This is a genomic window from Reichenbachiella sp. MALMAid0571 (genome assembly GCF_040151475.1).
Lineage (GTDB): Bacteria > Bacteroidota > Bacteroidia > Cytophagales > Cyclobacteriaceae > CAXBNB01.
This window is the reverse complement of sequence record NZ_JBDKWG010000105.1, coordinates 1-21664: the sequence shown is the minus strand read 5'-3', so window position 1 is coordinate 21664 and position 21664 is coordinate 1. Positions and strand designations below refer to the sequence as shown.

Annotated in this window: 25 protein-coding genes; 15 read left to right on the top strand and 10 right to left on the bottom strand. The window is 37.2% G+C overall.

Annotated elements, in window-relative coordinates:
* Positions 1-280: 280 nt before the first annotated feature.
* The 9 genes from AAOP42_RS05400 to AAOP42_RS05360 all read left to right on the top strand — a co-directional run bounded on the left by AAOP42_RS05400 (position 281) and on the right by AAOP42_RS05360 (position 9363).
* Positions 281-1357, top strand: a complete 1077-nt coding sequence (locus tag AAOP42_RS05400) for a TlpA family protein disulfide reductase (RefSeq protein WP_349527442.1) — start codon at positions 281-283, stop codon at positions 1355-1357.
* A gap of 24 nt (positions 1358-1381) precedes the next feature.
* Complete coding sequence (locus tag AAOP42_RS05395; RefSeq protein ID WP_349527441.1) at positions 1382-2005, top strand: RNA polymerase sigma factor; 624 nt, start codon at positions 1382-1384, stop codon at positions 2003-2005.
* The gene (locus AAOP42_RS05390; protein ID WP_349527440.1) at positions 1995-2813 is read left to right on the top strand and encodes a hypothetical protein; all 819 of its coding nucleotides are present in this window, start codon (positions 1995-1997) and stop codon (positions 2811-2813) included. Before AAOP42_RS05395 ends, AAOP42_RS05390 begins: the two co-directional genes overlap by 11 nt.
* Positions 2814-4244, top strand: a complete 1431-nt coding sequence (locus AAOP42_RS05385; protein WP_349527439.1) for a cell envelope integrity TolA family protein — start codon at positions 2814-2816, stop codon at positions 4242-4244.
* 135 nt (positions 4245-4379) lie between these two features.
* Positions 4380-4925: an NUDIX domain-containing protein gene (locus tag AAOP42_RS05380; protein ID WP_349527443.1), complete on the top strand. Its 546-nt coding sequence runs from the start codon at positions 4380-4382 to the stop codon at positions 4923-4925.
* Between the two features lie 15 nt (positions 4926-4940).
* Positions 4941-6290, top strand: a complete 1350-nt coding sequence (locus AAOP42_RS05375) for an MATE family efflux transporter (RefSeq protein ID WP_349527438.1) — start codon at positions 4941-4943, stop codon at positions 6288-6290.
* A gap of 45 nt (positions 6291-6335) precedes the next feature.
* The gene (locus AAOP42_RS05370; RefSeq protein WP_349527437.1) at positions 6336-7061 is read left to right on the top strand and encodes a VIT1/CCC1 transporter family protein; all 726 of its coding nucleotides are present in this window, start codon (positions 6336-6338) and stop codon (positions 7059-7061) included.
* A 58-nt stretch (positions 7062-7119) separates the two neighbouring features.
* Positions 7120-8670, top strand: a complete 1551-nt coding sequence (locus AAOP42_RS05365; protein WP_349527436.1) for a sulfatase — start codon at positions 7120-7122, stop codon at positions 8668-8670.
* Between the two features lie 18 nt (positions 8671-8688).
* Positions 8689-9363 carry a VLRF1 family release factor gene (locus AAOP42_RS05360; protein ID WP_349527435.1) on the top strand — a complete coding sequence of 225 codons (675 nt, stop codon included), beginning with the start codon at positions 8689-8691 and terminating at the stop codon, positions 9361-9363.
* Here the strand turns inward: AAOP42_RS05360 and AAOP42_RS05355 are convergent, their stop codons facing one another.
* The 7 genes from AAOP42_RS05355 to AAOP42_RS05325 all read right to left on the bottom strand — a co-directional run bounded on the left by AAOP42_RS05355 (position 9364) and on the right by AAOP42_RS05325 (position 15765).
* Positions 9364-11775: a leucine-rich repeat domain-containing protein gene (locus tag AAOP42_RS05355; protein ID WP_349527434.1), complete on the bottom strand. Its 2412-nt coding sequence runs from the start codon at positions 11773-11775 to the stop codon at positions 9364-9366.
* Positions 11762-12598, bottom strand: a complete 837-nt coding sequence (locus AAOP42_RS05350) for a hypothetical protein (RefSeq protein ID WP_349527433.1) — start codon at positions 12596-12598, stop codon at positions 11762-11764. The genes AAOP42_RS05355 and AAOP42_RS05350 overlap by 14 nt, the downstream gene beginning before the upstream one ends.
* Entirely contained in the window at positions 12595-13170 is a 576-nt protein-coding gene (locus AAOP42_RS05345; RefSeq protein WP_349527432.1) for a hypothetical protein, read from the bottom strand. The genes AAOP42_RS05350 and AAOP42_RS05345 overlap by 4 nt, the downstream gene beginning before the upstream one ends.
* A gap of 25 nt (positions 13171-13195) precedes the next feature.
* On the bottom strand, positions 13196-13684 hold the full coding sequence (locus AAOP42_RS05340) for a nucleoid-structuring protein H-NS (protein ID WP_349527431.1): 489 nt from the start codon (positions 13682-13684) through the stop codon (positions 13196-13198).
* Between the two features lie 226 nt (positions 13685-13910).
* Positions 13911-14735 (bottom strand): ImmA/IrrE family metallo-endopeptidase, encoded by an 825-nt coding sequence (locus tag AAOP42_RS05335; RefSeq protein ID WP_349527430.1) that lies wholly within the window; start codon positions 14733-14735, stop codon positions 13911-13913.
* Positions 14710-15066, bottom strand: coding sequence for a hypothetical protein (locus AAOP42_RS05330; protein ID WP_349527429.1), 357 nt, complete (start codon positions 15064-15066; stop codon positions 14710-14712). The genes AAOP42_RS05335 and AAOP42_RS05330 overlap by 26 nt, the downstream gene beginning before the upstream one ends.
* Positions 15067-15078: 12 nt before the next feature.
* Complete coding sequence (locus AAOP42_RS05325) at positions 15079-15765, bottom strand: RNA polymerase sigma factor (RefSeq protein ID WP_349527428.1); 687 nt, start codon at positions 15763-15765, stop codon at positions 15079-15081.
* A gap of 136 nt (positions 15766-15901) precedes the next feature.
* Between AAOP42_RS05325 and AAOP42_RS05320 the strand changes: the two genes are divergently transcribed.
* The 6 genes from AAOP42_RS05320 (at position 15902) to AAOP42_RS05300 (ending at position 19219) form a co-directional block, all read left to right on the top strand.
* Complete coding sequence (locus AAOP42_RS05320) at positions 15902-16189, top strand: multiubiquitin domain-containing protein (protein WP_349527427.1); 288 nt, start codon at positions 15902-15904, stop codon at positions 16187-16189.
* Between the two features lie 2 nt (positions 16190-16191).
* The gene (locus AAOP42_RS05315) at positions 16192-16590 is read left to right on the top strand and encodes an E2/UBC family protein (RefSeq protein WP_349527426.1); all 399 of its coding nucleotides are present in this window, start codon (positions 16192-16194) and stop codon (positions 16588-16590) included.
* Complete coding sequence (locus AAOP42_RS05310; protein WP_349527425.1) at positions 16587-17984, top strand: HesA/MoeB/ThiF family protein; 1398 nt, start codon at positions 16587-16589, stop codon at positions 17982-17984. The genes AAOP42_RS05315 and AAOP42_RS05310 overlap by 4 nt, the downstream gene beginning before the upstream one ends.
* Entirely contained in the window at positions 17968-18279 is a 312-nt protein-coding gene (locus AAOP42_RS23760) for a ubiquitination-like system serine protease family protein (RefSeq protein ID WP_502947648.1), read from the top strand. Before AAOP42_RS05310 ends, AAOP42_RS23760 begins: the two co-directional genes overlap by 17 nt.
* Positions 18280-18431: 152 nt before the next feature.
* Positions 18432-18761 carry a type II toxin-antitoxin system HigB family toxin gene (locus AAOP42_RS05305; protein WP_349527424.1) on the top strand — a complete coding sequence of 110 codons (330 nt, stop codon included), beginning with the start codon at positions 18432-18434 and terminating at the stop codon, positions 18759-18761.
* An 11-nt stretch (positions 18762-18772) separates the two neighbouring features.
* Positions 18773-19219 carry a helix-turn-helix domain-containing protein gene (locus tag AAOP42_RS05300; RefSeq protein WP_349527423.1) on the top strand — a complete coding sequence of 149 codons (447 nt, stop codon included), beginning with the start codon at positions 18773-18775 and terminating at the stop codon, positions 19217-19219.
* Positions 19220-19307: 88 nt separating this feature from the next.
* On the opposite strand, the gene AAOP42_RS05295 is transcribed toward AAOP42_RS05300, so the two are convergent.
* From AAOP42_RS05295 to AAOP42_RS05285, 3 genes are read right to left on the bottom strand one after another with little or no spacing between them, the layout of a single operon-like run.
* Positions 19308-20867 carry a PepSY-associated TM helix domain-containing protein gene (locus AAOP42_RS05295; RefSeq protein ID WP_349527422.1) on the bottom strand — a complete coding sequence of 520 codons (1560 nt, stop codon included), beginning with the start codon at positions 20865-20867 and terminating at the stop codon, positions 19308-19310.
* Positions 20867-21163 carry a hypothetical protein gene (locus AAOP42_RS05290; protein ID WP_349527421.1) on the bottom strand — a complete coding sequence of 99 codons (297 nt, stop codon included), beginning with the start codon at positions 21161-21163 and terminating at the stop codon, positions 20867-20869. The genes AAOP42_RS05295 and AAOP42_RS05290 overlap by 1 nt, the downstream gene beginning before the upstream one ends.
* Positions 21164-21199: 36 nt before the next feature.
* Positions 21200-21478 carry a hypothetical protein gene (locus AAOP42_RS05285; RefSeq protein ID WP_349527420.1) on the bottom strand — a complete coding sequence of 93 codons (279 nt, stop codon included), beginning with the start codon at positions 21476-21478 and terminating at the stop codon, positions 21200-21202.
* Positions 21479-21664 lie beyond the last annotated feature (186 nt).

Sequence of the window (21664 nt, the reverse complement as noted above, 5' to 3'; positions counted from 1 at the left end):
CAGAAACCTACAGATAGTACAACTCAACATGTTCGATCCTACAAGTGGGGGTGTTTATGAGAACCTAGGAAAAGATCCTTAATTCAACTTCTACAAGACCTTTTTGTGAAAAATAGAATTTAGTCGGATGTCAGTAATTTTTTTTTGAAATAAGTAGAACTTTTTATTCAGCCCATGCATCTATTGTGTATTAGGAAATAAAATAATCAAAATGTGAACTGGATTTTTACTACTTGTTATTGATAGTTCGTTGAATTTTTTGCCAACTAAACCTCATAAAATGAAAATAAACAATCTTTTATATTTTAGCCTCATATTTTTAATTACTTCTTGTTCTCAAAATCCTCAAAACATACTAAATGAAGCTAAAGATAAGATACTAAACAGTACTCGATTCAACTATCATCAATTAGCTCTCTATCCAAATCCAGTTGGAAAAATTGACAGCTTCTCATTTTATTTCGATTATCATAAAAGTAAGGAAAATAAAATTGATTATGATTTCTTGGCTAGATCTAAAGAGTTCGATGAAGTTTATATTGATGGAAATTATAAAACTGTCAACCATAAAGATAGTATTGTTAGGTTCACTACTGAGTCTGGTACAAATTTGAATGAAAATTCAATTAAGTATTCTCCATTAACACTTTTGAAGCAGACATGGAGATTTGTCCAGGATACGCTCGTATCCCAAGAAAAACAATTAAATTTTAGTCAAACGGAGACAGATACGCTTATTGATGGAAATAAAATACATACTGAGCGTCATATATTTGTGAATGAGATTTCTAAACTTATTGATAGATTCGAAAGAAGAAATTATTTCAATGGACAACTCAGTCAGAAGGTGATACACCAATATTCAGATTACAATTTTCACAACACAATCGAGAAACTCGTTTATGAATTTCCTGCCAATTATAAGTCAATACCATTTGGACAGGTAAATGCCAAGCCTCTTTTAAAAATAGGGGAGAATGCACCTGGTTTTACCAGCCAAAACATAAAAAACACCATATTCAATATTGATGATTACAAGGGGCAGAAAGTCTTACTGAATTTTTCAGCCATCAATTGTGGGTTTTGCAAATTGGCACTAAAACACTTTAATCAGAAGGATTACCGACTCTCAAACAAAATCAATGGTGTATATCTTAATATAGATAAGAGAGTAGATGTCGTTGATTATATCAATAAAATCAATGTCCCATTTCAGGTAATTGCGGACGCAAAAGAGTTTAGTGAATTGTATGGAGTATTTGGTTACCCTACTTTTTTTTTAATTGATGAATTTGGAGTAATTGAAAACGTAGTAGTGGGATACAACGAAGAATTTCTAGAAAGTTTAAAAATGTAAGTCGAAACCTACAAATAAAAAAAAATGAATTCGGCTACCTTGCTGGACATAGCAATGAATCATTCTGAAAAGATAATTAGAGATGCCCAAGCAGGGGATAAGCGGGCTTTTAACAAGCTGGTAAGTTTATGGTACAAACGTATTTATAATTTTTCCTATAAATACTTCAACGACCATGACCTAGCAACTGAAGCAGCTCAAAGGACATTTATAAGCCTCTTCAAGAGTCTTCCAAACCTTCAAGAGATTGAAAAGTTCAAACCATGGCTGTACAAAATAGTCTTGAATTTCTGTAGGGATGAAGAAAGAAAGGCAAATACCAGATCAAAATTGGTAATAGCCAATAATGACAAACAGGATTATGTGATAATGAATATACCTGATACTGAGAATTCAGAGCCTGATACGCTGTACATGCAAAATCAGATTTCTGAATTGGTGCTCAACTCAATAGAAAAGCTGAATGAAGAACAAAAGGAGGTTTTGATCATGAAGGAATACGAAGGATTGAAGTTTAGGGAAATTGCAGAAATTATAGGGATTTCTGAAAACACAGTAAAATCCAGATTGTACTATGGATTTTCGAATTTAAAAAAAATAATAGAAAAAGAAAGAGTGTATAAAGAGTCTGTCAATTATGGAATTTAAAGTTGATGAATCGAACATAATGGATTACCTCTATGGCAATTTGTCGGTAGAAGAGATGCAGAAAATGCAAGAAGCCATTTCAAAAGATGAAAAATTGAAACGGGAAATTGAAGAGATTTCTCAAGTGATGGGGTTTATGGGGAAGTTAGAAGACAAGGAAGTGGATGTTCCTACTTTCGTTTTCGGAAATGAAGAAAAAAAAGACCTGACATTTTTTCATACAGATGTCTTTAAGTGGGTGTCGTCCATCGCAGCAGGTTTATTACTTCTTTTGATTTCTGCTTATGTCACAGGATTTCATGTATCGAAAAACTCAAGCGGAATAATGTTGGGTTTCAGAAATACGGATCAATCCGCTGGGGTAAGTAAAGAAGAGGTGAGAGATATTATGCAAGAGGTTTTGGCCGAATACAATCAGAATCAAGACAAAAAACTAACAGCCTTAGAGTCCAAGCTGTCATCTGATATTGAGGCCTCAAAACAGGAAAACATGTCTTCCATAGCAGCTTATCTCACGGCCAATACAGAGGAGTCTATGACTCTGATGAAGCGGTACATTCAGTCATCTACTAAAGACAATCAACAAATGATTGCGGATTATTTTAAAGTCTCATCAGAGCAGCAACAAGAATACCTAAACACTGTAATGACCGACTTTACTAAATTTTATAATACTCAGAGAAAGAATGACTTAGAGGTAATTAAAACCGGGCTACTTGAATATAAAAGTACCAATGACTTGAAGCAATATGAGACGGAAGTGGTGTTAGCGAATTTGATAGACATGGTAAATACTCAAAATAAATAAATGATGAAAAAATTAAAGAAACTAGTGGCAATTGTCACTTTGATAGGACTTTCAGGTTATGCTGCTTTAGCACAAGGCATAGATCAGAAAAAAATGAATAAAGACATTGAGATTGCTGAAGATATTCTGATGTCGATGATGAAACAAGACAAAGATGTCATCTATGATTTGGTATCAGAACCAAGTGGCATGTATGTAGCCGATTACGGCGTGATCTTTAATGTTTCAGGATCTGCCAGCCCATATCGTGTATTTGAGCATTGGGGTGAAGAAGGTTCATTTGTGAAAAATTTTGATTTTGACTTCAATATGAATGATTCATTCGTAGTTGACACCAAAAACATCCAGCAAAAAGCAATTATCATAGCCAGAGATGCTGAGAGAATGGCCAGAGAAAATCAAAGAAGAACGGCTGAGAATCAGAAAATGATAATGGAGGAACAAAAGGAATTGGAAGAAGTGCACCGTGAAGCCCGAGAGATGGCTAAAGAAGCACAAGCCATGGCAAAAGAAGCTGAAAGAGAAGCAAGACGGAATAATAGAAAGGACGGAAGAAGGGATCATGAAGAGGATGAAGAACCTGAAGAACCTGAAGAATTAGAAGATCTAGATATTGATGAAGATGTAGAAGTGCATGTGATCAGAGATCATCCTATAAATCGCACCATTACATTAAGAGGTAATTCCACGAATGTAGGCAAAATTGATAGTGCCAATTTTAGACAGTTGATGATTGATTTTCTGGTTGACTATGCCAGTTTGATCGGACAGTTAAAATCAGATCAGATGATAATGGTCACTTCAGGTACAGGCGGTAGACGACAATTTGGGAGATCTTATTACAATGGAAAACTAACAGCAGAGGTTACGAAAGGAGATTTGGAGGACTATAAAAAGGAGAAAATATCCAGAGAGCAGCTCATTAATAAAATTAAAATAGCTACATCAGATGACACAAAAGGTTTGTTCAAAGATTTAGAGCTTTTTTCTACCATTTTAGAACGCGTCTATGAGCATGATTTAGCTGAGACCTACTATATCTCCAAAGGTATCGACTATGAGAAACTTGGAAACTTTGGAGTCATTTACAATATGAAAATGTACTCTTCCAAGGAGCACAATGGTAAATACTCTATGCCAACACAAAAAATGTACGACTTGTCCTTTGAAGAGCGTAATAAAAAGGTTGAAGAATTATACCCCAAATTTGAACAGGAGTTGAAAGGAAATATTCTTGACTATGGTAGGACGATTAAAAGCCTCAATCCCAATGAGACTGTGCTTTTCCAAGTAAAACTAACCGAATGCAAAGGATGTGACATGCCAGAAAGCATAGATGTATCGGTCAAACAATCCGTTCTTTCTGAGTACGATTCAGGAAAATTATCTAAGTCAGCGGCATTGGCCAAAGTGACCATAAAAAAGCACTAGTACTTCAAACAAAAAGATTAATTTTGGTACTGCGTTTTTGACGCTCAATATTCAACAAAACAGTATCACCTTAAGTGAATTGGCTTCTTTGGTCACATGACCAGAGAAGCCAATTCATTTTCTTTTATAGAAGTTATGACACAAAATCCTTGGAAAAAATTATCTGAAAAAGAACAGTATGACAATGCTTGGATCAATGTTTCAGAACACCAAGTAATCAATCCATCAGGCAACCCTGGGATTTATGGTAAAGTTCACTTTAAAAACAAAGCCATAGGTATCATACCGATGGATGAAGAAGGAAATACTTGGTTGGTAGGACAATACCGATACACTCTCGATGAATATTCATGGGAAATTCCCATGGGAGGTGGCCCTTTAGGTGATGATGTTTTAGACTCTGCTAAAAGAGAATTGAAAGAAGAGACAGGTCTTGTAGCTACAAAATGGGAAAACATAATGCGCATCCATACCTCCAATTCTGTCACTGACGAAGAAGGGTATATATTTCTGGCAAAGGGTCTAACACAAGAGGAAACTGAATTTGAGGAAACTGAAGTTTTAGAAATCAGGAAACTTCCATTTACTGAAGCCGTACGGATGGTGATGAATGGCGAAATAACAGACAGCCTTAGCATTGCGGGACTGCTCAAAGTTCAACTTTTGTTGAATTCCGATTAATCTATTACTCTTTAAATGACGTACAAAGAACATTTTCATAAAAATTTCACCTTGGCATTTCCAGTCATGATGAGTCAGATGGGACATATATTGGTGAGTGTTTCCGACAGTGTGATGGTGGGAAGATTGGGTGCTGTACCATTGGCGTCTGTCTCTTTAGCACTCAGCATTTTTAGTGTCGTCATGCTTTTTGGTATAGGCGTTTCTTATGGGATGACTCCATTGGTAGCGCAGGCAGATGGAGAAAACGATAAGGAAAAAAGTGCATCCATTTTGAAGCATGGAGGAATCTTAAATTTCATTGTGGGACTGTTGTTGATGTTAGTGACTTTTGGAGGAGCACTATCGTTGCAGTTTCTAGGGCAGGATCCGGAAGTACTTGTGGGAGCCATTCCGTATTTACACATTATGGCCTTTACGATTGTTCCTTTGATGGTTTTTCAAAGCTACCGACAGTTTACAGAAGGATTGTCGTTTACCAAACAAGCGATGTACATTTCAGTTTCTGGCAATATTCTAAATGTCGGGTTGAATTATGTCTTGATATTTGGAAAATTGGGATTTGAACCGATGGGACTGTTGGGTGCCGGATATGCTACTTTGATTTCTAGGGTGTTGATGGCTATAGCCATGGGGGCTTATGTCATGTTCCACAAGAGATTTGCACAATACCAAGACCATTTCAAATACATTAAAATAAACACGAGTAGGTTTAGAGATATACTCAGAATTGGGTTACCATCCGGATTGCAATACATCTTTGAAGTAGGGGCATTCAGTGCTGCCGCCATCATGATTGGTTGGACAGGAGCAATACCCCTTGCTGCCCACCAGATTGCACTGAATTTGTCGGCTATCACTTACATGATGTCCACAGGTATAGCAGCAGCTGCCACTATTCGTATTGGCAATCAATTAGGTGAAAAGGATATTTCCACTTTAAGGAGAGCCGGATTTACTTGTTTTATAATGGCTGCTGTATTTATGGGAGCATGTGCCATTATGTTTATTTCAGCAAAGGGCTTTTTGCCATCCCTATATATAAAGGATCATGAAGTAATCACATTCACAGCCAGTTTATTGGTAATCGCAGCATTTTTTCAGGTATCTGATGGCGTGCAGGCTGTGGGGCTTGGTGTACTTCGGGGACTGTCTGATGTAAAAATACCAACCTATGTCACCCTTTTGGCTTTCTGGATAATCTCCATCCCCATGGGATATATACTTGGTATTAAAATGGATATGGGTGCTCAAGGCATATGGCTTGGATTGCTTACTGGCTTATCGGTTGGTGCTGTCTTACACTTTCTTAGGTTCAAAAGCCTCACCCAAAGATTGCTTGAGGATTATTCTGTAGTCAGCTAATATATCAGTAGAAATTGTGGTTGAGATTAGTTTATATTTACGAATATGAATGAAGACAACCTTCATGAAGGAGGAAATTACTGTTTTTTTGATAAAGCCTACATCAGTGAATTCGTCTATGGGGGCATAGATGGAGCCATTACCACTTTTGCTGTAGTAGCAGGAGCTGCCGGGGCTGAAGCGGCCATTCATTGGGTTTTGATCTTTGGTTTTGCCAATTTGATTGCCGATGGATTTTCCATGTCAGTGGGCAATTATTTTGCTGTCAAATCCGAGCGAGACAATTACAACAAACATGTCAAAATTGAATATTGGGAAATAAAGAACCTTCGTGAGAAAGAGATTGAAGAAATTCGTGAGATTTATGAAAAGAAGGGATTTAAAGGAAAATTGCTCGATCAGGTAGTAGAAGTGATCACTTCCAATGATGATGTGTGGGTGGACACCATGATGAAAGAAGAATTGGAAATGACCAAAGACAATAGAGCACCTTTCAAAACTGCTTTTGCTACATTTTTGTCTTTTAATTTAATTGGGGTAATTCCACTATTGATATATGTGACAGCCACATTTATTGAGTTTGATCCATCTTCTTTGTTTCCAATTTCATGCATGGGTACCGGAATTGCCCTAATGATCGTAGGTTATATGAGAGGAAGTGTTACCCGTACTAATAAGTTGAAAAGTGTATTTCAAACAGTGTTTCTGGGTGGAGTAGCAGCATTTCTGGCCTATTTCGTAGGGGAACTATTGGCTAAATATTTTTTATAAAATCAAGTCTTTTTACAATATGAAAATTTCACATTATAGTGCGCTTTGCTTTTTATTCATGATTTTTTTCGCAGGTTGCAATAATCAAAAAAAAGAAACGGCAAAACGAAAGCCAAATGTGGTTTTTATTTTAGCCGATGATTTTGGATATACAGATCTTGGTGTTATGGGAAGTGAATACTATGAAACGCCCAATCTGGATCGTATTGCCAATGAAGGAACCATTTTCACACAAGGATATGCAGCTTGCAGGGTGTGTAGTCCATCCCGGGCCAGTATCATGACGGGTATGTTTACTGCCAGACATGGAATCACCGATTGGATAGGAGCAAAATCCGGAGAGGAATGGCGCAAACACAACAGACAAGATAAATTATTGCCTGCTGAATACAATCATGGTCTTGCACTTGACTATGTTACCCTACCTGAGGCGTTAAAAGAAGAAGGTTACAAAACTTTTTTCGCAGGAAAATGGCATTTAGGCGATGTGGGGTCTTATCCTGAAGATCATGGTTTTGATATAAATAAAGGGGGTCATGAAAAAGGAAGCCCTCCGGGAGGATATTTTGCACCTTTCAAAAACCCCAAATTAGAAGATCATGAATTGGGAGAAAATCTCTCCGAACGACTGGCCAAAGAAACAGTGGAGTTTATTACCCAGCATAAAGATTCCAGTTTTTTTGCCTTTCTTTCATTTTATGCAGTACATGGCCCAATACAAACTACCGAGGAAAAATGGAGTAAGTACAGGGATAAGGCAGAGAAATTAGGAATAGCAGAAAAGGGCTTTGAAATGGAGCGTGTAATACCTATCAGAACGAAGCAGGATAATCCCGTTTATGCAGGTTTGGTAGAGTCTATGGATGATGCCATTGGTATCGTTACTAAAGCACTGGATGAATTGGGACTGGCAGAAAACACCATTGTGATCTTTACGTCAGATAATGGGGGAGTAGCTTCCGGTGATTCATTCTCCACATCAAATTTACCCTTACGCGGAGGCAAAGGATACCAATGGGAAGGAGGTATCCGAGAGCCATTTTTTGTAAAAGTGCCCTGGCTAAACAATGCAGGAATGAAAAATGATGTACCCGTGATAGCTACAGATTTGTACCCGACTATTTTAGATTTGGCAGGAGCTAAACTACGTCCACAAAACCATATAGATGGTGTAAGCCTGGTACCTTTGTTAAAAGGTGAGAGCATCGAAGAAAGGCCTTTATATTGGCATTACCCACACTATGGCAATCAGGGAGGAAATCCTTCTTCTATTATTAGAAAAGGAGACTGGAAGTTGATACATTATTGGGAAAATGACAATGATGAGTTGTACAATACATCAGAGGACATCAACGAACGAAATGATCTTGCTGCCTCACAACCAAAAAGAGTAAGCGACATGCGGGCACAATTGCTCAATTGGTTGAAAGAAATGAATGCGAACTATCCTTCGGAAGATACTGAATACAATGTAGAGCTGGCTGAAAAAAGAAGACAACACCTGATTACCAAAACTCTTCCTGCAAAAGAAGCAGAGCGGTTGAGATACCTAAGTACTGATTTTGATCCCAAGAATAATTGGTGGGGAAGCAAGGTTACGGAAGATTAAAGTCGAGAATCAATTAAGATGGCTGAGAAAAAAGCAAATCTGTTTGACGTGCCCTTAGGTTTACTCTTTTCAGAAGTGAAGAAGCATTTCCCAAATCATCACTACAACTTCAAAAAGCATGTTGTAGTGATTGAAGATGGAGAACAAAACACATTAGGCTATATACGTTTGCCACTGCACTTGTCATTGGATGAAAGTCTGACAGTTACAAATGATGAGGCACTAGTCTTGTACCTTAGTATTGAATCCGGAAGTGCTGCGATATGTGTGATGAAAGGCAAGAATAATATTTACCATACCACTTTTTCTTCTTACATGACCCGCAAAAAGCAGGGATTTAGTCAGGTGAAGTATTTGAATAAAAAAGGTAAATCAAGAGCAGGATCTAGGGTTCGTCTGGCTTCTACTATTGACTTCTTTGAAAATATAAATACTACTTTGGGAGAGTTGTTTGAGGAGTATGTTGTAGATCGTATTGGCTTGCATTGTAGCACCTCTCTCATTCCTTACCTGTACCAATCAAAGGTTGCTTGCCCATTTGATAAAAAGGATGACAGGTTGTATAAAATCCCGGTTCATCTGCCTCAGTCCAACTTCACCAACCTCAATGGAGCTATCAAAAAACTAATGGCTCCTATGCTCTTTTATGATGAAAAAAATGAGAATTTGCTCGATGTGCTAATTCCAGACTAATCAATAAAAAGTAACTTCACACTCCGGAAATAGCACTTTGAATTCTTCAACAGACTTTTCTTTCAATCTGGTGTTGTTGCAAGTCAATATTCTAAGATCCCTGATTTTGTATAGTCTTTCTAATTTTCTAATGTGTGTATTGCTTACGTTTATACTTTCAAGATCATAAAGCTCAGATATACCTTTTAGGTTTTTAATGCCTGTTCCGGCACAGTTAAGGTGCCTCAATGCATGCAGTTGATCCAACTCTCTCAGGTCATCTATGGCTGTGTTGGATATGTTCAGTGATTCTAATTGACTCAATTGCCCGATACCTTCTAAAGCTTGCAGTGGGCCATTGGTATAGCTTAGTTGCCGAAGGCCTGGGTGTTTGCTGTACAATTCATTCAGGCTGGATACTTTTACCTTATTGAGGGTAACTTTTTCAAGATTAATAAACAGGTTTAAGGGAGTAAGAGAGGAAATTGATGGATTGGAAATGGAGACTTCCTTTTGTTCGATCAATTGATGCAAATGGTAAGTGTCAGGATTGTTGATGTTGAAGGCGTACCTCCATTCTTTAGCAAGGTTTTTCCACCAATCGTTTAACATTTCTGATTGATAAATGACAACAGTTTTAGGGTTTGATTTCAGGTATTTTACAACCTGATCCTCAGTCACTTTGGTCTCATCAACATTTAATGTTTCCAGTTTATTCAGATAGGCTAAAGATTGAATATCCTTTAACAGGCTTCTGTTGAGAACCAGCAGTCTAAGTTTCGGATTTTTCTCCAATCCATTTGTGCTTTCAACAGGCAGGTCAGTACCTTTTAGTACTTCCAAATCCACCATTTTTTCTGTGAATTCAAAACTGGTAAACAGGTTTTTGCTTACGTCAAGGTATCTCAGTCGCTGGAATTTCTTCAGAGGATCTATCTCAAATAGATTTTTTTCGGAGATGTCAAGCGAGTCAAGGTTCATCAACTTTACAATGTCTTCTTTTTCAGGATTTTCCTCCTGCATAATGTCGCTAAAAAGAATTTTCCAATTGGCAGATAATGTTTTCCACCAATCCATTATTTGCTCGCTGTTGGTCACCACTATAGTACGGCTTTTTTTTGCCATAAAGGCAGAGGCCATTTGTTCGGTGATTCCGGTCAAATCGGAAAAAACTTTTTTCAGATTGGGGGTATTTAACAACGGATCCAAATTACCAATCGATGTTCTGTTGATGGTCAATATCTCAAGTTTCGGATGATTTTCCAGGCCTTTGAGAGTTGTGACTCCTGTTTCGGAAATATCCAGTTGGGTAACTGACTGTAGCGTTTTGAAGGCATTTAGTTGACTAATGGATGTCCTTGACAGATTGACTGTTTTCAAGGACGTATTCGCCAATAGGAGGGTAGGGTCTGAAAATGCAGTTCCGGATAGATTGATCTCTTCCAAACTACTCAAATTCTGGAGTGATTCGAAAGTGAAAATTGAAGTATTTGACAAATCAAGAGAAGTCAATTTCTTCAGCCGCTCAAGAATGGATATGTCTAAAAGTTCTGTTTGTGACAAATTCAAATGAGTCAGTTTTTCAAAATACTGAAGTGATGTGATGTCTTCAATAGGAGTGCCTGCTGCTATTAGTTTCCGAAGGTTTTTTGCATAACGCAAAGGGCTGATTTCACTAATCTTAGTATGACTGATATTCAACGATTTAAGCTCTCTTAGTGCAGTCAGTGGTTCCAAATCAAGAATAAACTGGTTACCTGATAAGTTCAGGCTGTCTATAGAAGCAATTTTGAGTAGTATCGGATTAGAAATACTGTCAAATGGTACATATTTTTTAAACTCCGTGATCCAGGCGTAGGACAGGGTTTCCCACCAAAGTTGCAGTTCCTTTTCTCTGCTCACCTTTGTGCTGTAAACACTCGCAATCTTCAAATCGCTGGTATCTTCATTCAGATTGATTTCAATAAATCGTTTTTTAATGCTTGAATGATTTTCATCATCGATGGTGGTACCGTTTACCGAATTTTCAAATGATACCAGAAAATAGAAAGACTTATCACCATTTTCCATTTTTTTAATTTCAATGTTTTCAAAATGGAATTGAATGTCCTTAAAAAAGAAGTCAACATCACGGAGATAAGCGGATACATCTTTATTGGTAATTACTTTTCTGTCAAGAATAAGGTCATCTTCAATTTGCACTTCAGCGTTACTGAATATTTTTTTATAACTCTCCGTAATGATTACCTCCTTGTCTCTGGTGGAGCTTTTGGCAGATCCGACAGAATTGAGCATGTATTCATAAAAACTCACCAGGCTTCTCACTTCATCATAGTATCGGGCTGTGTCAGGCTCAGTTTGAGCATGGCCCGCAAAAGCAAAGAACAACAGAATCAGGGAAAATACAGATTGGAGAATATTAATTTTTGTCATAGATGTAATCCTTCATTTGTTGCTTTTGATCCTCATTTGCTAACGGCACAAGGCCGGAAATCAACCAGCCTGAATTGTATCCCGGTCGGTTGAAATTGTATAAGGAAAAGTAATAGCCATCAATAGAAAAAAAGTGGAACCTTACATTATTTACCGATACAAATTTCATGTTTCCCTGATTCATTTCATAGAGAAAGATTGTAAGAAAGTCAGGCTTGTAATCTCTGGCTGTAAATTGTTCGGCATGGTTGTTTTCAAGAAAGGCTTTTCTTAAAGTCATAAAATCAAGCTCATGACTCATGGGATGCATGAACTTTTTCGTCTCAGTAGTGTCCTTGTCAAACCATTTTTGAAATTGATCAAAAGCCACGTCCTCTATGATCCACTCATAACCCTGTCCCTGCTGTTGCAATTTCATATAAAGCAGCCCGTGGATTTCTTTACCTTTATAAGTAAAAGTGGTGCTTACTTCGGCAAACCAATCGTCTTTATGAAAATCCAGAAATTTCGGAGACTTTTTGTCAGTAATAAACCTGACAAAATCTTCTGCCACGTTGGGATCTATCTGGCTTGTTTGGGTATCAAAGAGCACAGGTACATATTTTCTTCTCAATGAAGCCGTACGGTAGTTTTTATCTGTTGCATAATACCTTTTGCCATTCTGATCTTCTTCGCCATTAAATCTGCGAAAAAACTGATTGATCTGCTTGGTGGATGCACGCAGTTGTTCTTCGGTTTCCTTCATCTCATCGGTGAGCCTGACCTGACCCACCGATTCGACAATTGACAAAATGGTTATCAAGAAAAATAAGATGATTCTCATGCAGAAGTTTCTGTTACCCGGATGTCACCTAATAACACATCCCAAAACTCGATGATTCTGCCGGCAATTTGTGTTTCTTTTTTCTTTACATAAATGGTAATGTCCTTCTTGGTGGTGTCTTTATAAGTCAGGCTGCTATCTTTAGTCGTACCCTCAAATCTTTGATAAATCGTGATAACACCTACATAAGTGCCATCAGGCTGCTGTTCCAGATCGCTTACATAGTGAATGTCATACCATTTGATATTGACCTTGTCATAGTTCAAAGCCATCAATCGCTCAAAATACTCCCGCACTTTGTAGTAATTCACTTTGTCGCTGCTGAGGGTGGATACGCCCATTTCACTGTCCGTAGTAAACAACTCTTCTGCTCTGTCCATTACCCGCTTGGCCTCCGAAAACTGGGTGTTTTTATTGCCGATAATGCTGATGTACTTGCTGAGGTCTTTTACCTTTTCCAAAGCCAGTGAATCTATGGCCTGCTTTCTTCCCGGATCTACATTGTTTTGTGCGAATGTATTGATGGCCAACAATAGACCCAACGATAATACTATATATTTTATGAGTTTCATTTTCTTATGATTTAGCTGTGAACAATTATTTTTTCAATACCAATTCTTTGATTTTGCCATTGGTATCATAGACAATTTCCTCTACCTGGGCTTTGTTGTTTTTGGTGTCTTTCAGGTAGTTTAGGTATTTAACAATTGTCGTTGGTTCGTCATAGTCCGGTTTGCTGCCAGCCCTGTAAATGACTATAAGTATCGGAGCTTCCGATGTGCCGAACATGGTCAGGGCTTCCTGAATGCTGGCATTCGCTGAAGCAGTGGATGGGGCAGTGGCAATAGCCTTGAAATAATTGGATAGCTGCTCTTGCTTGGTAGCTGTTTTCACCGGGGTTTCCTTTATTGTTTCTGTTTCCTCATCCGGTTTATCCATTTCTGTGTCTTCAATTACAGGATCAGACTCCTGTTCGGTAGTGATAGCTGCCACATTCTTTTTGGATTTACATCCGGTAAACCCAATTGCCATTGTTACTACGATGGCAATTGCCAGTAACGAAATATTTTGATTCCTTTTTTTCATTGTTGATAAAATTTTAGAGGTTAAGACCTGTTTGACTTTAACTTCAGGTAACTGCATTCTTAATATACAAATTGTGTTCCAGATGCTCAAACACTGCCAAAAATTGTTTTTAGACAATTTGAATTCTCAATCTTGGAATATATGTCTCAAATGGAGAATGGGGAGCTTATGGAGTCAAGCTGAAAGGTGAAAATTGTTAGCAAAACAAATATTGAAGACGATGCGGTTATTTAGAGATATTCATCGGCCTCAGTAAAGTTAAATTCCAATGTTTACAATAAAAAGTTTCTTCAATCACAAAAAAACTATTCGACCAATTCTTATCTACATTATGTACCCAAGAGGAGAGTGGCGTTATTGATGTGTAAAAACGAATTCCTGTTTTGGAATTAGAAACTTCTTCCTCTTCAAACTTGGGTCTGTCCAGATTGAGCTTTATTTTAACATCATCCAAATTAAGAATTTCCCGAAAACTGTCAGAAATGCCTTTATTGATTATCTCTGAGTCTTTCCACAAAATACTTATTGCTGGTTCCAAATTTAAATGAGTGAACCTGATAGTTGCACTGGTTATAGATACATTAAAGTGCTCTTTGAGTCGAATTATGGATAGGAAGCCCGTTTCTTCTATTTGTGTAAAATATTTAATGAATTGAGATTTAGGCATTAGAAGAGAGGCTGCAAATTGCTGAGCTTGATCTTCCAGCATTTTCTTTTTGGGGTTTGCTGAGTCTTTTCCAGTAAAAGCAATTGATTCTCCTTTTTTTAATTTATTTCTGTGATGCCGAATAAAATAATGTCCAAGTTCATGACTTATAGTGTATCTACACATGGAGTAATTGACATTTTCCAAAATATGCATATTCAAGATGATATAAAAAATACCATCTTGACGCCTAATCAATCCTTTAAAAGGGTAATCTCTTGAGCCTTCAATTATCTCAATACCAACACTCTGGGCAATTTCAATCGGATCGACAGGAAATTGCTTAGAATATTTCTTAATAATCTTTTCTGCTATATCATCAATTTCCTGATTTGATATTTCCATTTTCGCCTCTGTTTACTCTCTTACCGGATTTTATATCCTTTTTTATGTCCTCCAAGACATCATCGGATAGTGTGTCTCCTTCCTCGCCCTGTGCGGCCATTGCTGAAAAACTATCGGAGCTAGTGGTTCGTTCTTCCGACAATTTATCAAATAGCATTTCTGCATCTGAAATAGAGTTTGGTAGTTCAATTTTAGTGTTACCAAATGTTCTGACATATTTGTCAATTTCTTCTTCAGATTCAGGCATATCAAATCCGTAATACCTAAGTGCTTGAGATAATTCTTGCTCAAAAGTTTTACATAATTTGTTGGTGCTTTTCATGTCTGCCATCTCTGTTTTGTTTTAATTGTTCGTTGGGTCGTTTTTCGTTCCGTTTTTTATTTTTTCTACCAGCCGGTCTTTGATTTTAATGATAGAATTTCTTTTAAGACTGTATTTACTCGTCAGTTCTTCCATGCGGAAATCAGGTAAATTCCAATTGATATTTTCATCATGCCAACCCGAATCAACATAAGCTTTTAATACCTCTCTTTGCTTTTCATTCATTTTGAGGCCAATTATGGCATTCATGATGAAAGCGTAACGCTGCTTATTTAATTCAGAAATCTGGTCATTATTTCGATTGCTGTTTTGATGGATTTCCCATGCGAGAATATCTTGATTTTCTTCATTTATCCGGATTAGCTCCTGTTTGCTTGCTGGTTTTTTTAGATAAAGATCATTGAATGTGTTTTTTACTATTCTATATAACCATTTCCTAACGTGAATAACAACCTCATCTGGCTTGATATCCTTTAACCGTTTAAATTTCCACGAACCATTAAGAAGCTTTATGATCACTTCTTGAACTAAATCTTTGGCATCTGATTCAGGGTCATCATGAGACTTACAGAATCCCACACATGTGTTATATAAAAAACTTGAATATCTATTATAAAACATGACAAATGCTTCCCTAGCAAATGGTTCATCTTTATCTGAGATCATTTCAAGTAGATCATAGTCAGAGGTCTTCGTACTTACTAACATAGGAACTAAAATTATTTTGAGTTAACCAGAGATTCTTCGAATCATCCATATATATACGACACCCGATGACAAAAGTCGAAAAATCAATAGTTGTCATTGTGTCTCGTATTTATTCTGAACGCAAAATTTTAATCAAATGAAAGACGTAATTGACATTGAAGAATATGCTAAAGCAGGAAAACCGATTCCTAAGAACATGATCTATAAGTTTAAAGTGGATCGTGCTCATTTTGAAACAGACCAAGAGTGCCTTACAGGAAAAGAAATCCTGACATTAGCGGGTAAGAATCCTTACAATCGCTTTCAGCTCAACCAAAAATTCCGGGGTTCGGTAAAAAAAATCGAATATGACGAAAAAGTTGATTTAACCACACCTGGAATTGAAAGATTTATGACTCTTCCATTAGATCAAACGGAAGGTTGACAATGAGACGACAATTTGCATTACCGGAAGAGGACTTGGATTATTTGACAGCCGCTAATTTGAAGTGGGAGACTATTATTGAAGGCCCACATAGATGGTTGCTAATTCATGAATATCCTGTAAAGGATGGGTATAATATAGACTCAACTACAGCGGCATTACGGATAGATCAGGGTTATCCCAACTCACAAATTGATATGGTCTATTTTTTTCCTTCAATTTCAAGAATAGATGGGAAACCAATCGGAGCATTGGCAAATCAATCACTGGATGGTAAAACATACCAGCGTTGGTCTCGACATAGAACAGGTCAAAACCCTTGGAGACCAGGAGTAGATAATCTTGAAACTCATTTAATGCAAGTTGATTATTGGATGGAAAGAGAATTTCAAATCAGATGAATTATCAATTTAAAATACTTGAAAAGGACTTTGTTTGCTTAAAAGAGCATTTATACCCAGGTGATCACAAGGAGGCTATATCAATAGCTATTTGTGGTAGGACAAATAATGGAACCACTTTTTTGGTGCATAAGATTATTAATATTCCACATGAACAGTGTGAGAGAAAGCCAGATTTTATTCGTTGGCCAACGAGTCTAATATTAGATGAACTGCCAATGTTGGTGAGAAAGAATCTGGCTGTATTCAAGATTCACAGTCATCCTGGAGGTTATAGTCAGTTTTCAGAATTAGACGATGAATCCGATTTGGAGTTTTTTGAAAGCATTTATGGCTGGTTCGATAGCAATGATCTACACGGGAGTTTAGTGCTATTGCCAGATGATAATTTTTTTGGCAGAGTTGTTACGGAAAACTTCAATTTTGAAAAAATAAATCGATTTAGTGTTGTTGGTAAGATGCTCGGAATCACGGATGCTGACAAAAATTTGGTAGTGTCCAATTTGGAAGCAAATCTTCGTAATATCCAGACTCTCGGAAAGGGTACTCAGAAGCTACTAGGTCAAATGCAAATTGGTGTGGTTGGTTGCTCAGGAACAGGAAGTCCTGTAATTGAGCAGTTGGCAAGATTAGGGGTAGGAAGATTAGTCTTAGTAGATCCCGATAAAGTAGAGCAAAAAAATTTGAATCGAATCATTAATACTAAGCAAGTAGATGCCGAAAATCAGGCTTATAAGGTAGATGTAATAAAACAGGCTATTGATAAAATGGGATTTAATACTATGGTGACAACTTTTAAGTCTAATCTTTATGAGGATTTAATTGCCATTGAAACTCTGTCAAATTGCGACTTTCTTTTTGGATGTATGGATAGTATTGACGGGAGACATCTGCTCAATTGTATTTCAAGCTTCTATTTAATTCCATATTTGGATATTGGAGTTAAAATAATAAGTGATAAGAAAGGAGGGTTGGATCAAATTTGTGGTACTACTCATTTCCTGCTGCCAGGTGAATCTTCTCTACAAACTAGGGGTGTATATACACATGAGGAATTAAGATCTGCCAACCTTTTAAGAGTCGATAAGGCAGAATTCGAAGAGCAGAAAAGGTCCGGCTATATAGTGGATGTGGATGTCGAAGCTCCTGCGGTTATTAGTATAAATATGCAGGCAGCAAGTTTAGCAGTAAATGAATTCCTCTCGCGAATACATCCCATTAAAGTAGATGATATTGAAGAGTTTGATATAATCAGATTTAGCCTAACAGATTTTTACTTTATAAATCAAAAGTCAAATGACCCAATAGATACATACTTGTTAAAATATATAGGTAGGGGAATCATGAATCCACTTTTAAATATGCCCAATTTCAGCCATGAAGCGGTTATTTAAGAAAATATGGCGGTTTGTATTTGGGAAAAGTTTATACCGAATAAGGAAAGTAGACGATTTTCCAGATATTCTTCAAGAGAGAACTATTTATTTGATCGATGACTGGGCAATTGGTTTGAAATGTCCTTGTGACTGTCAAACGGACATACAATTGAATTCACTGCCTGATGCCTCACCAAGATGGTCTTACAAAATCGGGTCAGATAAAAAGATAAGTATTTATCCGTCGATTAGGCGAATAAAAGATTGTAAAAGCCACTTTTGGGTTAGAAATGGAGAAATAGTTTGGAGCTAAATATTTTCACAATGCAATATAATTGGTATCAAATACTCCTTCTTTCCAAGCTAGATCAGCTAGCAGAGACCATTATGGGAGCAACTTTCTTTTAATCAACTAATAACACTATATTCGCATTAAGCGAACTTTTTGAGTTAACTTAGCGTTGAATGAAAGTCCACCTGATAAAATGGAAATCCATAGAACTGTTTGTCGAGAGGCATGCTCGTGCAAAACCTTCTATTGAAAAGTTTAAAACGAGCATCAAAAGTGCTGATTGGGCGGTGATTAACGATATCAAGCAAACATTTGGTTCAGTAGATATCATTGATAATGATCGAGTTATATTCAATATCGGGGGTAATAATTATCGCTTAATTTGTTCATGCTGGTTTGGGCCTACTATGGTACATTTATATGTTAAATGGATAGGTACACATGCTGAATACACAAAATTATGCAATCAAAGTTTACAATATACAATTGACGATTTTAGCTAAAAATAAATAACATGAAGACATATACCATTATTCGAACGGATGAACAATACATGACTTATTGTAATGATTTGGAAAAAATGACTTCAAAATATAAAGCACATCCATCCAATGACTTGTTGGACATAATTGATACCATAACCTTACTTATTGAAAGGTACGATGAAGAGCATTCACAGCTCAATGATATTGACCCTATACAATTGCTCAAATCATTGATGGAAAATAATGGTTTAAAACAAAAGGATTTAGTCGAATTACTTCAGGTATCTAAGGGGCATCTTTCGGATATCTTGAATTACAAAAAAGGGCTTTCTAAAAACATCATTCGTATTTTATCCGACAGATTCAAAGTAAGCCAAGGTGCCTTTAACAAACCTTACAAGCTATCTGTAGAAGCGAATAAACATTACCGCAATGCCAGCATGATGAATTCTAAAAAGGATTTGGAGGTCGTGTAATTGCTAAATGATTGCCACCATACTTCACAAAGGCTTCTCGTAATGACGACCAGAACCTGTTTTCCAGCAATAATGGTTAGGCTTTAGGTCATGCAGCAACCTTCGTCTGCTTGTAGCTACTCATACAATAAACCGCATACAATGTGCAGGACGACAAGCCGATCCATAGCAAATCGACTAATAATATATCATATTGCTGGTTTACAAAAGTTATCCATGGCCAGTTGCTGGTTTTTATACCATTAGCAACAGGAACCAGAAAACCAAGAATGCTTCCTGATATCAGGGAATATCTGTTGGTAAAACTGTTGCTTTTCTTAACCACAAAAAATACTGTAACCAGCAGCCAGGTAATAAAATAGAGTGAATACATATTAGCTGATCCTACGATTCCAAACATTTTCACAACGATAAATGCAAATGCTGTAACAGGATACATACTCAGGCATATAGCCAGGTAAATCCAGGCTACCCGTTGGTTAAATCGTTTTTGCTTTTCCGGTACATCTTTCCGATCCCTGGCTACCAGCCATATCAATACCCCTGAAAGAATGACAAAGCAGGATACAAGCCCCAGAACAAAACTGACTATTCTTATCCACAGGCCTCCATAGTCTGCAAAATGCAACTGATACAGGGCCAGTTTAGTACCTTCCAGATAAGAACTCTCGTTGATCTCATCCTTTAGGTTCACAATGTCGCCCGTTTCTGCATGGTATGAAACCTCACCAACTCCTAAAAATTTTTCGGAATGATCTGCCCGGCCTTCTACGGTTACATGCATGTTTTTATCTCCATAATTGTGAATGATCACATGGGATACATTGAGAGACTTCCACCGGGTTTTAGTCTGGGAAATAAATTTATTGATGCTAACCTCTTTTTCCAGTTTTTCATATTGCAAAGGAAAAGCAGGGTGTTTGAAACCAAGCTCATCGTAGAGCTTGTCGCTATCACCGTCATAAAGCACATAAACGCTTGGTGCTACCAGCAGCAGGTTCAACATAAAAAAAGCACCGGTTACGGCATATACAAGCTGAAATGGAAAACCTATGAGTCCAAGGGTAGTATGTGCATCCGTCCATACTGTTTTTAGCTTTTCCCAGGGGCGAAACAAATAAAAATTCTTGATGATTTTATCCCAATGGACAATGAGGCCGGTGATTAGGGCAAACAGAAAGAAGAAAGCCACAAATCCGGACAGATAGTAACCAGCCGGGTAGGGGATTTGAGCGAAAAAATGAAGACGGTATAGAAACTCTCCCAGTGTGTAAGAACTGTAATATTCCTGTCGGTCAAACGATTTGGTATCTAAATAAAAGAATTCTGGTTTTTTGGCTTCTTCGCTGGCAAGTGAATCTGCCGAGGCACCTACATTTACATTGACCCTTCGCTCATTATATACCTGAGCAATGCTGATTTCACGGCCGTACAGGTCATGTGTCAACTTTAAAGAATCAATAGTAGCATCCAGGTCTAAACTGATTTCACCAGGATGTTGCACAGTATGGTCACGTTCCCAATTGACAATTTCATCTCTAAAGAAAGAAAAAGAACCTGCAAAAAAAATCACATAAAGAGCAGCACTGATCACAATGCCACTGACTGTATGTAAATGAAACAGAATATTGTAAATACGTTTTCCCATCAAAATATCGGATTCATTTTTCCAAAATATATTACCACACTAAACACCAATATCAATCCCATATAAATGCCCCAAACCTTCCAGGCTTTTTTAATCAAAAATGCCAGTATCATCAATACAGCCCACAAAATAAATCCTGAATATGCAGAAGTAATCAACACACTTGCCTGATCAAACCAGATGGTAAATACTAGGTGAAATGAAATGGTAACAAAAAAACCACCAAGGAAACCAGCAGTGATTTTTGAAAATCTAATCCATCCGGATTGGGTGAGGTGTTTTTTGTTGGCGGGCATTTTACTGGTAAAAATTATATGGTGAATTCACAAAAATTATTGTTGGTTACCTCTTCGCAATGGTGAAATGATTATTACTAAACTGGCAATGGTCATCAGTACAATCATAGCCATGAAAATTCCGGCTCCAATTCCATAATGAGTACTCAGCAGGCAAAAGGAAACAAGCAATAAAACCAAGCCAACTGACCTGGTTAGTTTTGTATTGTTATAAACCCATCTTTGCGCTTTAGAAGGTTTGAATTCTACCCGCTTTGATGTGCGGTATAGGATATAAAAACCTGCAAATAGGATGAAAGCGGATAAGAGTACCATGTATTTATTTGATTAAAAAATATTGGTGTCCGAGAAAAGATTTTACCTTCTAAGGAAATTCATCAAAATCACCCCTGCCTGATCGGTAGGCAGGCCTAAATCCCCTAAAGGGGACTTTTTGATCACCCCTTCAGGGGACGGGGGTAGTTTTAGGAAATCGAAAAAATCTTTTCTCATTTCGTTTAA

Coding starts and splice junctions, on each gene's coding strand:
- AAOP42_RS05400 (WP_349527442.1), top strand. CDS start 281: ATGAAAATAAACAATCTTTTATATTTTAGCCTCATATTTTTAATTACT.
- AAOP42_RS05395 (WP_349527441.1), top strand. CDS start 1,382: ATGAATTCGGCTACCTTGCTGGACATAGCAATGAATCATTCTGAAAAG.
- AAOP42_RS05390 (WP_349527440.1), top strand. CDS start 1,995: ATGGAATTTAAAGTTGATGAATCGAACATAATGGATTACCTCTATGGC.
- AAOP42_RS05385 (WP_349527439.1), top strand. CDS start 2,814: ATGATGAAAAAATTAAAGAAACTAGTGGCAATTGTCACTTTGATAGGA.
- AAOP42_RS05380 (WP_349527443.1), top strand. CDS start 4,380: ATGACACAAAATCCTTGGAAAAAATTATCTGAAAAAGAACAGTATGAC.
- AAOP42_RS05375 (WP_349527438.1), top strand. CDS start 4,941: ATGACGTACAAAGAACATTTTCATAAAAATTTCACCTTGGCATTTCCA.
- AAOP42_RS05370 (WP_349527437.1), top strand. CDS start 6,336: ATGAATGAAGACAACCTTCATGAAGGAGGAAATTACTGTTTTTTTGAT.
- AAOP42_RS05365 (WP_349527436.1), top strand. CDS start 7,120: ATGATTTTTTTCGCAGGTTGCAATAATCAAAAAAAAGAAACGGCAAAA.
- AAOP42_RS05360 (WP_349527435.1), top strand. CDS start 8,689: ATGGCTGAGAAAAAAGCAAATCTGTTTGACGTGCCCTTAGGTTTACTC.
- AAOP42_RS05355 (WP_349527434.1), bottom strand. CDS start 11,775: ATGACAAAAATTAATATTCTCCAATCTGTATTTTCCCTGATTCTGTTG.
- AAOP42_RS05350 (WP_349527433.1), bottom strand. CDS start 12,598: ATGAGAATCATCTTATTTTTCTTGATAACCATTTTGTCAATTGTCGAA.
- AAOP42_RS05345 (WP_349527432.1), bottom strand. CDS start 13,170: ATGAAACTCATAAAATATATAGTATTATCGTTGGGTCTATTGTTGGCC.
- AAOP42_RS05340 (WP_349527431.1), bottom strand. CDS start 13,684: ATGAAAAAAAGGAATCAAAATATTTCGTTACTGGCAATTGCCATCGTA.
- AAOP42_RS05335 (WP_349527430.1), bottom strand. CDS start 14,735: ATGGAAATATCAAATCAGGAAATTGATGATATAGCAGAAAAGATTATT.
- AAOP42_RS05330 (WP_349527429.1), bottom strand. CDS start 15,066: ATGGCAGACATGAAAAGCACCAACAAATTATGTAAAACTTTTGAGCAA.
- AAOP42_RS05325 (WP_349527428.1), bottom strand. CDS start 15,765: ATGTTAGTAAGTACGAAGACCTCTGACTATGATCTACTTGAAATGATC.
- AAOP42_RS05320 (WP_349527427.1), top strand. CDS start 15,902: ATGAAAGACGTAATTGACATTGAAGAATATGCTAAAGCAGGAAAACCG.
- AAOP42_RS05315 (WP_349527426.1), top strand. CDS start 16,192: ATGAGACGACAATTTGCATTACCGGAAGAGGACTTGGATTATTTGACA.
- AAOP42_RS05310 (WP_349527425.1), top strand. CDS start 16,587: ATGAATTATCAATTTAAAATACTTGAAAAGGACTTTGTTTGCTTAAAA.
- AAOP42_RS23760 (WP_502947648.1), top strand. CDS start 17,968: ATGAAGCGGTTATTTAAGAAAATATGGCGGTTTGTATTTGGGAAAAGT.
- AAOP42_RS05305 (WP_349527424.1), top strand. CDS start 18,432: ATGAAAGTCCACCTGATAAAATGGAAATCCATAGAACTGTTTGTCGAG.
- AAOP42_RS05300 (WP_349527423.1), top strand. CDS start 18,773: ATGAAGACATATACCATTATTCGAACGGATGAACAATACATGACTTAT.
- AAOP42_RS05295 (WP_349527422.1), bottom strand. CDS start 20,867: ATGGGAAAACGTATTTACAATATTCTGTTTCATTTACATACAGTCAGT.
- AAOP42_RS05290 (WP_349527421.1), bottom strand. CDS start 21,163: ATGCCCGCCAACAAAAAACACCTCACCCAATCCGGATGGATTAGATTT.
- AAOP42_RS05285 (WP_349527420.1), bottom strand. CDS start 21,478: ATGGTACTCTTATCCGCTTTCATCCTATTTGCAGGTTTTTATATCCTA.